This is a genomic window from Mangrovibacterium sp. (genome assembly GCF_059905295.1).
Map to the genome: position 1 here is coordinate 1 of NZ_JBZQJF010000241.1, position 12,934 is coordinate 12,934.

General features: G+C 47.1%; 6 protein-coding genes. All 6 read right to left on the reverse strand.

Annotated features, from left to right (window positions below; genetic code table 11):
* Positions 1-607 (reverse strand): hypothetical protein (locus AC37HE_RS12510; protein WP_500783181.1); only part of this gene is annotated, 607 nt, incomplete at its 3' end.
* A gap of 21 nt (positions 608-628) precedes the next feature.
* Complete coding sequence (locus AC37HE_RS12515) at positions 629-4,246, reverse strand: malectin domain-containing carbohydrate-binding protein (RefSeq protein ID WP_500783182.1); 3,618 nt, start codon at positions 4,244-4,246, stop codon at positions 629-631.
* Positions 4,247-4,249: 3 nt separating this feature from the next.
* Entirely contained in the window at positions 4,250-6,706 is a 2,457-nt protein-coding gene (locus AC37HE_RS12520) for a glycoside hydrolase family 95 protein (RefSeq protein ID WP_500783183.1), read from the reverse strand.
* Positions 6,707-7,192: 486 nt separating this feature from the next.
* Positions 7,193-9,871 carry an alpha-d-galacturonidase gene (locus tag AC37HE_RS12525; protein ID WP_500783184.1) on the reverse strand — a complete coding sequence of 893 codons (2,679 nt, stop codon included), beginning with the start codon at positions 9,869-9,871 and terminating at the stop codon, positions 7,193-7,195.
* Positions 9,872-10,136: 265 nt separating this feature from the next.
* The gene (locus tag AC37HE_RS12530; RefSeq protein WP_500783185.1) at positions 10,137-10,859 is read right to left on the reverse strand and encodes an L-rhamnose mutarotase; all 723 of its coding nucleotides are present in this window, start codon (positions 10,857-10,859) and stop codon (positions 10,137-10,139) included.
* 89 nt (positions 10,860-10,948) lie between these two features.
* Complete coding sequence (locus AC37HE_RS12535; RefSeq protein ID WP_500783186.1) at positions 10,949-12,922, reverse strand: right-handed parallel beta-helix repeat-containing protein; 1,974 nt, start codon at positions 12,920-12,922, stop codon at positions 10,949-10,951.
* Positions 12,923-12,934: the final 12 nt, after the last annotated feature.

Below are 12,934 nucleotides of genomic sequence, written 5' to 3' on the forward strand. Positions count from 1 at the left end.
AACATTCGTCGGGCTGGCAATGGAAGGACATGGTAGTACTACGCACCAGACCTTTTTCTTCAACATAGGCCAGCGCAAAAGCATCGTGCCTGGCCGGAAAAAACTGATCGTAAGCACTTAGCTGAATTTCCTTCTTCGGATCGGGGTAAAATGCCAGTTCCAGACTTTTACTGGCTGCCGGCAGTAAATCGCTCCAATGATCTAATTTGAAAGGCAAGCGGTTCAGTTTAGCTTTTAAGTTGCCTTGCCCATTGGTAATCGTATAAGCCTCATTCGTTGTTTGCACCTTTAGCGGCGTTTGGTGCACAGAATCATGGAACTGCAAAACCTGAGAATCGTTCATCGCATCGCAATCAATTCCGACTGCAATTCTCAATATTTTATCGTTATAGGCCCGAAGCCGCAGCTGATGATACTGTGGCTCAATTTCCTCGTCGGCCACAATATCATTCACAGGCTTTTGCCTCTGAAACGGGATTTCGAAAACGATGTCTCCGTTTTCCTCCCTCACATCCTTTGGCTCGCCGCATTTCCAGAGCAGTTCACTCCCTGAAAATGCCGGATCGAAATCCAGAAAATCGATTAGTTGATAATTGGTTCTTTTCATTATTTATTAGGTTGAACAGCTTTATTGCACTTTCACAAAGCGGAACCAAACAGGCCCGTCTTTTTTCAATTTTAATTTCAATTTATAAGTCCCTGCGTTTATAATTGAACCTGTATCAGTTCGAAGGCTTCGCCAACGATTATCGGCCTGAACAAATTCCAGATTCCTTGAACTCATCGGGCGTCCGTCTTTACTTTCAATGGACATTTCAACAGGAATATCTTCTTCCGAGGGGCTAGAGAATCTGAACTCTAAGCCATATTTCGATGCCAGTCCAACCTGAATGGTAAAAATTACTTCATCGCCTGCTTTCGTGAGTTTTTGAGCCGGATGATCCAAGTATTCCTCTAAAACCGTATTACCGGTTCCTTCAGCATCGGTTGCCTGGTAAGTTACTGAAGGCCGTAAATCGCGTGCAGCATCCAAGGTAGAAACCGGAACCGCCGCAACTAAAGCCAGCGTATTCTTGCCTTTAAAAGCCGGAAGCTCTACCAATTCACCTGCTTTCACCCTCCTTTGATAAAGCGAATAATCAATCCCGGCAATGGTTTTGGCAACACTCCGCATTTCATACTCTCCAGTTTCCAAATTTCTTACCCGGCCTGGTTCATGAACCGTTTCAAGGGTGTTTAACTGGACTGTTTTGCCCGCCGAATTTTGATAGCCCTGCGGTACTTTTGTTGTATCCAGCAAGGCGATGTAGATATCGGCATCCTGCGCCACTTTAAACTGAAGTGGTTTTGAATCCGAAAGGGCTTTCGGTTGCAACCATTCGGCACCATAAAGTACCGATGCCAATTTTGAGAATTGAGCAGAAGCTGCAGCATCTACATTATCGCCGGTATTCAGCCAGCTTTTTGCAGTCCATCCGGTTGAGTTTTCTCCAAGCTGAATCAGTTTTCCGGAGGCCGGAGCAGCCTTCACATTTTTATCTGCTGTGGAAATCGCGATAGCCGAAATTACAGCTTGTCCCGATTTTACCTCAGGGAAAGAAAGATCAAGTTTCCCGCCGCGAACCGTTACCGGAATCGTCTTTTTCAGCAAATGATCATGTCCTGCTTCCTTCCATATATCCAGATTTTTCAGCACTGTTTTTCCATTTACGGCAACATCAAATACACGCCAATCTTCGCAATCCAGACTTCCGCCGGTTCCGTACCATGGCTCAACAAAATACAGTTCAAGTTGATAGTCGCCATCCGGTAAAGGAAAATGATAGCTTAGTTTACCCTGTCCGTAGCGGAAAGTCTGAATCAATGGCCAGTCTAAGGTGCCTTCAATCGGATCGTAAGTTTGTCGCTGACTGCCATAAAAGGCCGGCAATCCCGGATAGTCGTCTGTCCACGAGCGGGAGCCCCAGCTCTTGCCGCCATCCCAGCGCACATCGGCCATCCATAAATTCCCATTCCGATCAGTATAATCTGCCCCACCGCAATTCACGCGATACAAGTAATTTTTATCTTTATCCTGATTTAAGGGTTGAACATCACCGGCAAGCTTTTCAATTTCGTTCGCTTTCGGTAAATGATGCAAAACGATCACATCATGTGCCACTTCCTGACCATTTTCGTAACCAACAGCATACAAGACATTATTTTCGACATCTACATTATCCCAAACAAAGTGCTCTCCACGACCGGGGTTCTTCTGCCGTCCCAACGATGTTTCCTTCACGCCATTGAACAGTTCAACCTCCTCGCAATTTGAAAACACCCGGATACCATCTTTTTTGCCGGGCATCAGCCAGCGATCGGGCCAGGTATGCGAAACGATGTAGACCATGGGCTGTTTTTCTGCCGACACATAATTGGCGCGGTACAGATAATACGCATCAAGGGGTTCGCCCCAGGCCGAGATTATTCCTTTGTAATTGACAGGACCGACACGATCCAGTTCGCGCAATCCTTCGCCACCTTGAGTCCGGCCTGGATTTTCGTGCGAATTCAGCAGCCAGTGAAACTGACCACAAACCCGGTCACCTGCCTTTTCGGCTAAGCGTATTTTGGACTCCATGAGTAAGCAAAAACGATCTTCACTCCACGGACCATCCTGTTCAAAACCACCTTCAGTATGAAAGTCGATACTTCGCCACGCACCATATTCGCCATTCAGCAGCTGTTTTGAAAGCTCCTGATCGTATTCAAACGGCTTCCCGCCATAGGTTCCCGACCAATTCTGAATCTCATTCCAATCGGTTCCGCTACCACCATTACAGGTCGTGATCAACCGCTGTGAGCTGGCTGTCGGATCCAACTTGCGAATCAAGGCTGAACATTCTTTTGCAAAATCTTCGGGAAGTGTACTTTCGTTCTCCAATCCCCAAAGGATAATCGAAGGACTGTTCCGGCGTTCGCGGATCCAGTCGGTTAGAAGTTGCTTGAAGTTATTGCGAAAAGCCGGGGTGTCGAACCAAATATGCGCCGCCATCTGTGGCCACCAAAGTAAGCCATAACTATCCCAATACTCCTGATAGCGAAGATTATGAGGCTGATGCGCATCACGGAAAGCATTGTATCCTGCATCCATGACCTGCTCGGCCCGTGCTTTGATCTGTTGATCGGTAAATGCGTGGCTACGCCCCATCAGGTGCTCGTACTCGGCAGTTCCGTTAATCAGCACAGGCTTTCCATTCAAATAGAAGCGATTGCTGGCTCCCTCATGATGAATATCCCAGTTTATCCAGCGGATTCCGTACGGTGTATGCAACTGATCGAGCAGTTTTTTCCCTTCGTAAACTGATGTTTCAACAGTGTATAAATAAGGATTTTCGAGGGACCAAAGGGTTGGATTTTGAATATCAGGCATTTGCTGGGCGACCGTGTCAGTTGTTTCGGGTTGTACAGCAACTTCTGTTTTAATCTCGGCAACAACCGCTCCCTCTACAGACAACAGGCGGTTAACCACCTTCAGTTTTTGGGCTTTGTTGCCATAATTCCGAACTTCAGTCGTTAAATTCAAGCTTGCCTTTTCAGCACTAATATTTTTATCGTTCCAGATATGAACGCCAAAAGGTTCAACCCGAACGTTGTTGGTTACAATAAGATGTACCGGACGAAAGACACCAAGCGGCTGGCTTCCTTCCGAAAAGCCCCACTCCGTACTACAACCGCCGCACACCCATGGTAAATCTCGAATTTCGGCCGGGTGATCGGCACGAACTGCCAGCAGGTTGTCGCCTTCTTTGATAGCCGAGGTCACATCCAGGGTGAAGGACGTACGCCCTCCGGCATGGTAGCCAATGGAGTCGCCATTAAGCCAAACGGTAGCGTAGGAGCCCACCCCTTCGAACCAAAGGAAATAGTGTTTGTTCTTTTCAATTTTCTCAACTGAAAACACTTTACGGTAGAAGGCTGAACCGTGCAAATTACCATGCACAAGCCTGCGATAGCCGCCGTAATCGTCCCAGTTATGGGGAATATCAACCGCTTTCCAGCCTTCCGGTTTATAGTCCGGATTTCGGTAAACACCGGCATTCTCGTCGCCTAACAAATGTGTTTGCCAATCCTTATTCAGCAGAATCTGCTCGCGAACCGAACTTTGCTTATCAAGTGGCTGTGCCTGCATCGCAGAAACTGCCCCAAGCAAAATTGAGCACAGCACAATTACTTTCCATTTTATTGTTTTGCTTATGCTAGTCATGACTTATTGTTTCAATTTGAACGAGTAAAACTTGCCCGCTTCTGTCGGGATATCGTAGAGGTAGGTCTTCGCCAGCTTCAGTTTCTTCAAGTTCGCTTGCTTCGAGATCAGTGGTTCTTTAACTGGATTAACCGGATAGAAGGGATTAGGATTGTCCCCTTTTGCGGCTGTTAGCCTTGCTCCATCAACATCGATCAATTGATTGAGTGATCGCAGGCGAAGGTTGCCGCCCAACTTCGACTCAATCGTTACTTCTGCGATTTTGCCATTTTCCCAGCGGATATCGACAACAAAGCCACCGCGGGCAACTAAGCCGGTCACTTCACCCTTTTTCCATTTTACAGGTAAAGCAGGCAGAAGATCAACACAGCCATCGTAGCTTTGTAGCAACATTTCAGCAATTCCGGCGGTACAACCGAAGTTCCCATCGATTTGGAAAGGCGGATGTGCGTCGAACAGGTTCGGGTATGTTCCGCCAGTCTCTTTACCGCGCTCGTTACGCACCGATGGCGACAACTGATCGCCAATCAACTTCAGCGCATGATCGCCATCGAGGAAGCGTGCCCACAGGTTCACTTTCCACCCCATAGACCAACCGGTGGATACGTCGCCACGGTAGATCAACGAGTTTTTAGCCGCCTGAAAAAGCTCCGGCGTGCGATAAGGGGAAATCTGGTTGCTTGGGAAAACACCGTACAAGTGCGACACATGGCGGTGCGTATCATCTACGCGATCCCAGTCCTTGATCCATTCCTGCAGCTGGCTGTGCTGTCCGATTTGCATCGGCGGCAAGCGATCTTTAGCCGCAGCCAGTGAGTCCGCAAAGGCAGCATCAACACCCAGTATTTTAGCTGTGCGAATGACATTCGAAAACAGATCGAAGGCCAATTGATTATCCATGGTGTTGCCTACACCAACATTGATCTTGGGCAGGTAACTATTCTCCGGTGATACCGAAGGTCCAATCACCAGCCAGCCATGCGTAGGTTCTTCAATCAAGATATCCAGCAGGAACTCGGCAGCACCCTTCATAGCCGGGTAAGCACCCTTCAGGAAATTCTTGTCACCGGTGTAGAGATAGTGCTCCCACAGGTGCTGGCTTACCCAAGCTTCGCCTGTAGGCCACAAGCCCGAGCGTGCCCAGTCGACCGGGCCGGTAATACGCCAAATGTCGGTATTGTGATGCAAGACCCAACCACGCGCATGATAAAGTATTTTAGCTGTTTCCCGGCCACTTTGCGAAAGCTCTTTCACCATTTGCAGAAAAGGCTCGTGCAGTTCCGAAAGGTTGGTCATTTCGGCTGGCCAGTAATTCATTTCAGCATTGATATTGGTCGTGTATTTACAATCCCAGGGCGGATCAACGCGGTCGTTCCATTTACCCTGCAGGTTCAGGGGTTGACTTCCCGGTTGCGAACCGGAAATCATCAGGTAGCGGCCAAACTGGAAATAAAGGCTCACCAATTGCGGATCGTCACCATTCCTGAAATCAACAACACGCTGATCGGTCGTTTTTGCGGATGCACCACTGTCACCTAAATCGAGGCTTACCCGATCGAAATAGTCGTGATAAATAGCTTCGTGTTTAGCTTTGGCCTTTTTATAATTGCCGACCATGGCAACTTTTAAAATTGAATCCGCTTTAGCGAAACCGTCGCCGCTAATATCGTGGTAGTTCTTAAAGTTTGAAGCGATGGAAATATAGACCGTTGCAGCATCGGCATCTTTAATCACCAACGCTTTACCATCCAACTCAAGCTGGCCACCTTCAAGCTTCGGTTTTACCAATGCATTGAAACGAACCTGCCCCAACTCCCCCTCATGATCATCCGTAATTCCGGAAAGGTTGATTGTGGAATCCGCATCCATCGTGATTTTACTGCGCAGCTCGCAGTCGAGCCCCAGGCGACAATTTATTTTACCCTTTTCGCTGGCGGTAAAACGCACCATGATGGTTCCGTTATCCAACGAAGCAAAATACTCGCGGGTATATTCCACGCCATCCAGTTTATATTTCACCGTTGTAATGGCATTCTCAATATCCAGCTCGCGGTAATAATCGGTTACCTTCTCGTGTCCGGGAAAAGTCACCCACAGATTACCGGCAGGCTGGTATTTCATTCCATTGTTGCGAGCACGTTTTTCGGCATTAGCTAAATCATCTGCTTCCTGATACTTTCCCTCGAAAAATAAACGATTAATTTCAGGGAGAATCTTAGCCATTTCCGGATTGGTATTATTGTTGGGGCCACCCGACCAGATGGTTTCCTCATTCAGCTGAATTTGCTCCACGCCGGTTGTTCCGTAAATCATAGCAGCCAGACGACCGTTACCGATCGGTAGCGCCTCTGTCCATTTCTCCGCAGGTTTATCGTACCAAAGTTTCAGTTTTGTTGCCTTCTGTGCCGACAGGTTTAGTGCCAGCAACAACAAAGGAATTATTCCTATTCTTCGAGCCATATCTTTATTCTTTGCTATTGTTTCTATTTATATTTCTTGTTTCCATTTATTTCTTCACCCAACTCTTCTGCTTCTCAATTGGGTTCATTGGCATTCGCCCCGTGCCATTAAGGTCCGCCCCCGGGGGATTGACATCTGCCCCTGGGGGATTGACATCCGAACCTGGGGGATTGACATCCGAACCTTGGGGATTGACATCCGCCTCTTGGGGATAGACATCCGAACCTTGGGGATTGACATCCGAACCCAGGGGATTAACATCCGAACCCGGGGGATTAACATCCGAACCTGAGGGATAGACATCCGCCCCTGGGGGATAGACATCCGCCCCTGGGGGAGCGACATCAGAACCTGAGGGATTGACACCAGCCCCGGTTACTTTCAAATTATATCAGAACGTTTAACAGGTCGCTTCGTCGTCCTGCCCCCTCTTCGCGATAACGCAAAAGGGAATCGTTTTATACGACACATAAGTCAGACCTGCCATTAATAAAACAACCAGTCAACGGCTGGGCCATTGGGATCGTCGACCATACCGGCATCGTGAATTTCGATCTCCTGATCAGCATCCATGAAGCCTAAAATCAAGACACGGCCTTTGCCCAACACGAGCTCCTGCTCACCCGCATCAAAGCGGTAGGTGTAAACATTTACGGGGTACAAGCCCGGCAGATCAATGGCGTTGGCAATTTTGATATCCGCCTGTCCGCGATCGTTGGCATTAGCATTGGTTTCCAATGTTGGCGGCTCCAAAACCGAATAACTATTGGTATTGAAATAGCCGACCACAACTTTCACCGGCTTTTGGGCCTTAAATCGTAGCACAGTACCATTTTCGCGTTGTCCATTATCAGAGAATTTCACACCCGACAAGCCTTTCAACTCATCGGCAACGGCAGCAATTTTAGCTTTGTTATCCGAATAAACCTGCACACCCGTTTTCAGCGGGTAACGTTTAACTCCCCGATTGAGCACCTGCACATCGACCGATTTCAACATGGGATGAGCGGCTTTCACCTGCCCACCGTTGTCTTTCAACATTTGCAGGTTTCGTTTGAAGTTATCCAGTTCAGTTTGGTAGTGCGGCAGCAACTCGGCCCAGGTTTTATTCGTTCCGTTGACCCCCGAAATGGGGATACGGCGCTGAGCCGTTTGCATGCTGTTTGCGTACAGATACGTATCCTTTGTCAGGTCGACTAATTGCTTAAAATAGGCCAGACTCTTCTCCAGGTGCGGTAAGGCCGCATCCAGATCTTCAACCTTATTCGAATATTTATAATTGAGCACCAGCATAGCCGCTTTCACCTTTTCGGCAAAGCAATCGGCAAACGCCTGGTAGCAGTGCATATCGTTTTGAAGTCGTACAAACTCGTCCTTATTTTCGGTGATCTGGCCCGAAACTGCATCAATTGCCGCTACTGCTTTGCGACCGTGTTCTACAACTTCAGCAGCAATTTGCGGAGGCGTCTCGCCCTGATGCGCTTCTCCTTTAAATTCTTTTTCAGCATACACCTGCAACACCTCTTTCAACGGGCCACTGGACGACCAAAAATTGGCGTAAACATTATATTTCTGCGGATTGACCAGTTGTCCCATGAACATACCCAAAAGCAAGCTTTGTCGGTTTCCATCAGAAATACCGAAAGTACGCAACAGCTTGGGCGCTATCTCACCAGCTTCTTCGTAAGCTGTCAGTATATTTTCACCAGCCGATTTACTTCCGTAGAAGTCATTCAATCTACCGGACCAGTAGTTCACTTCAGCCAGGCTGTCGCGCTTTGCTTTCCAGGCATAACGTCCCCACGCAGCATACCAGATCCAATCGCGATCCATTTCCAACAAGCGTGGCTCCGTTTTATCGGCGGTATAAGGCCAATCCCAGTACGAGGCCTGCGGATACACATGCACACCGTTTGCTCCCTGGTCGCGGTGCATGGCCTGCACACTCTTCTCGATGAAGTCGGGCGAGCCATAGCGAAAAGGCTCGAGGTTTGCCAAAATATGCACATTGGAAATATGAACCGATCCCAGTTTGCTTAGTGCTGTTGGAATAGACGACCACGAATCGCGCGGGTTGTAGGTTGTCAGCGATTCACCGTTATATTTAAACATGGTGTAAAGGTTCTTGTAAATCGGCAAGGCTGCTCCCATCACCCGGCTGGCATCGGTATCGTGACCACGCAGCACGATCGGCGGCTCATGATCGGATCCGATCGCTTTCAAACCATCCTGTACACCGGGAATGATCGTTTTGGTGAACCAGTTCACATCATCGTCGATGGTATTCATCGCCTCGCCCAAAGTCACCAGCAAGCCCACATTGGGGTAATTCTCAATAAAAGCAGCAATACTCTTTCGGGTGTAATCTGAAATTAACGGTGTAATTCCTCTGCTGCGATCCTGTGTTTTCAAGTGATTGTGTTCAGCAAAAGGTTTCGACAAAATGATATTGTAGAACATTTGGATAACCCAGATACCGCGCTTGTCTGCCTCTTTGGTCAAAAAAGCAAACATCTCCTTGTTCTTCTCAAAGGTGGCATCATCAACTTCAACGGCATAGGGGTAATCTTTCAACTTCACGAGGGAGGCAAAAGGATGGCCATTCCACAGGTAAAGCGAGTTATAACGGTTTTCAACCATCATATCGAGGTACTTAATCCAAAGTTCTTTGTCGTAAAACCAAGGAAAATTCTCAGGAGTATAAGGGTATTCGTAAACTCCCCGTCCCGGAAGATAGCTTGTTTTCTGCAGACCGATACAAGTACCACGCATCACCATCTCCGGCTGGTCAGTCAGCTTGATATTTTGAGGTAACTTTCCTTTTTCTTTCAGTTGATCGACCAGGTACAGGCAACCATACAGGATTCCCGAAGTACCGGTTGCAGTAAGCTGAATATCCTTGCCTTTACCTTCAAGGGCATAGCCTTCTTCCGACAAAGCTGCAGGGCTGCCTTTAACAGCAGTGGTGTCCTTCGTGATTTGTTGCAGGATGATTTTTGCGTCTGTTGTACTATCAGCAGATGAAACGACTTCAACCTGATAGCCGCTCTTCGTTAATTGAGCAGAAAGCCGTTCAACAGCATATTTTTCACGGGAACTATGCTGTTGAGATACAATTGCAAGCTTTCCTTTTCCGGTGCACGACCAGAAAATAATTGCAGTCAAAAGGATATAAAATAACTTTATCGATCGTTTAAAATTCATTGTGTTTCTGTTGCTGGTTACTGGTTACTGGTTACTCGTTAATCGTTAATCTCTATTCGTCAATCAATTCCTCCTCAATTTCGTCCGACAGGAACGCTATTGCTTTTATCGGCATTTTACCCCGGACGATATTCAATATTACTCGCTTTTTGCAAGGGGCGTTGCCCCTGGCTATTGTTGTTTAAGCCCTTCGGGCTACCGTTCTTTACAGCATACTCTTTACTCGCTACTCATTACTTTTGTCTTCAATCTTTTCAAAAAACACCCAGGTTTCTCCCGGCTCTGTTCCAGGTATTCCTTCCTGGTATTTGCTCATGAGCTTATTCCAATCCACAACCCGAGGATTGTTCTCTTCTGTTTTCGGATTCAGTTCATCCAGGGTTTTGTCAGCCGGAATAGAGATGACAAGCAGCAACTGACGTCCGTTACGGAACACAATCAATTGCTGAAAATCGGCATTACAAAATCCCTGAGCCACTTCTGGCCACTCCTTAAGCTGAACAGCATGATAATGCATGTACTCCTTCTGCATGCTTGTGTCGGCAACCAGGTTGGCCGTTAGCAAGTAATTGCGCCAAGGCTTTGCCGCAACGGAGTCACCACATTGCATAGCACGATCAAAGACATACATCGGGCTATCATACTTTTTCATCGTCAGGCCGATTCCGGTTTGCCTTATCCTTCCTGCAATCCCTGTCGTATCCGTCTCAGCTCCGAAAAGAACAAGGTGATTCTTCCATTGATACGTTTCAAAAGGCGTTTGACCAAGTAGGCCCAACAAAGAGTCGCTCTGGCTTTGATCATCTAAAATCAATTCAACAGCAACCCGGTCAACATGCATTACAGCATCATTGGGTTCAGGTTGTTTAGCGCTTTTAGACTGGCAGGCAAACAGCAAAGCAAGCATACCCGGCAGTATAAATAGCTTATGGATAGTTGATGGTTTCATTCAGTTTCGAGTTTCGAGTTTCAAGTTTCAAGTTTTCGCTACGTGGATTTCTGCTGTTCTTAGCCAAGGCGGTTAAAAACCGCATCAGCCTAGTTAAAAACATCCCGCTCTTTAAATCCTTTGGGATGAATGCTGATTTTTGCAGGTTCTTTTTCCGGGATAATAGCCTTGAACTTCTTTTCGATACCGGCAAAATCGATAATCTTTTGAGCCTGATCCGAGAACTCTTCATCGCGGAAATTATGGGTATCCTCAATCTTGTCGTTGGTTCCATTATCCATCAGCAAATTATTCTTCACATAGTTGTCGCGTGCTGTAATATCGTGGCAACGTTTGGTCCACAGGTGAAGCCACATCCACTTGTAGCTATTATTATCAACCACATTTCTGGTAATTGTCAGGTAGGCAGAACCGTCATCCGGATAGATACAGCGAGGGCCATTGTAAATGTAGTTCCCCTCTACGACCGTGCCGGGCTGTTCTCCCAATAAGTAAATAATACCGCCGTCGTCGAGCACATTATGCGTATTACCCGCTTTGTTAAAGCTGATCGTATTGTTTTTAGCTAACTTGGATGCCGGAATACCTGAATTTCCCCACCACCAGCCACACACAATAGCTCCATAGGGCGTTCCGTCAATGTCGTTGTGTACGATTTGGGTATTAGCTACAAAAAATGAGGTAATTCCTTCAACCTGGCGAAAGTCCAAACTCACATTGCGCAGGTAATTATTGGCTACCCGATCATTTTCGCAGAGGCCTTCAATACCTTTCCCGTAAATGGCGCCATCACCGATTTTATAGTGTTGCGGATGACCAACATTAACCGCATTTCCCAGCAGATCGTTGAAATAGTTTCCTTCCACGGTACTGTTTTTCACATCGTTTACCAGGTTAACGGCAATACCCGAACTGATATGCTCAAAGCGATTGCGGATAAATTCAATTTTTTCGGCATTTTCAACCTGGATAGCTCCACGCGGCACATCGGTGCTGTTATATTCCGTTTTGTGCCAGTTTCCTCCGGGAATGTATTTCACAGCCAAGCCCAAACTTTGAATACCGGCAAAACCATGCGATCCGGCAACATCCATCAATGGCCAATGATCGTAGGAAAAAGTAATTCCCTCGAAGCGAATATCGTGCACCCGTTGTTCGGTCGATTGTCCTTTTATATGCACCAAGCCTTCAGCGGTTGGGGCAATCACATCTGCTGTTGCCATATCCTCTCCATCACTGTAGTAATAGAGCGTTTTGCTTTTTCGATTAAAGTAAAACTCACCCGGAGAATCCAGCAATTCATAAGCATTACGAATTACAAAAGTCTTGTTATAATTGATCTTACCAGCCCAGGCCATCGTTGTGGCAATTGCACCGTAAGGCTGCTGAAGCTTGATAACCGTAGTATCACCCAATTGCACCATATCGCGGGCACAAAGAATCTTTTCCGTCCAGATATTAAACTGAACCAGTTCCACATCTTCCGGATTTTTGTAAGGTTGAATATCTTTTGAGGCAAACTTAATTCCGTCGATGGCAGAACCTGCACCGAAAGCCCAGGGCTCATCTCCTTTTATTTCAAATTTTCCCCAATCACCCAATCCACTAACAGGAACATCAGTTCCGGCCATATGCATCCGTTTACCGTTAACGAATAAGGTTCGAAGCTTACTGTCCCGATCCAAATGAGCCTTGTAAATATACTTTCCAACCTGCTGCCAGCCCGTAACATGCTGACCACCGCTAATTGTCACCTTCGCATCTTTAGCTGCACGAATTGTTGTGTTCGAATCCTCCGGCTTCAACAGGATTGGCGCCTGCAGCTGGTATTCACCGGCCTTTAAAATAATTTGAATGACATCTTTGGAAGAAGAATCATTACCTGATCTTAACTCGCGGGCTTTCAGCAGCGCTTGCTGAATTGATTGCAGGGGCTGCGCTTCAGTTCCCGGATTCGTATCTTTTCCCTTGGGTGAAACCCAAATATCGGCTGCAAACGCAGAAGTACTGACAATAGCCAGTACCATGCAGATTAAGTATTTTTTCAGTTTGAATTGTTTCATTGGTTTTCAGTC

Excerpts from the sequence above, each read along its gene's own strand:
- AC37HE_RS12515 (WP_500783182.1), bottom strand. The coding sequence starts at position 4,246 with ATGACTAGCATAAGCAAAACAATAAAATGGAAAGTAATTGTGCTGTGC.
- AC37HE_RS12520 (WP_500783183.1), bottom strand. The coding sequence starts at position 6,706 with ATGGCTCGAAGAATAGGAATAATTCCTTTGTTGTTGCTGGCACTAAAC.
- AC37HE_RS12530 (WP_500783185.1), bottom strand. The coding sequence starts at position 10,859 with ATGAAACCATCAACTATCCATAAGCTATTTATACTGCCGGGTATGCTT.
- AC37HE_RS12535 (WP_500783186.1), bottom strand. The coding sequence starts at position 12,922 with ATGAAACAATTCAAACTGAAAAAATACTTAATCTGCATGGTACTGGCT.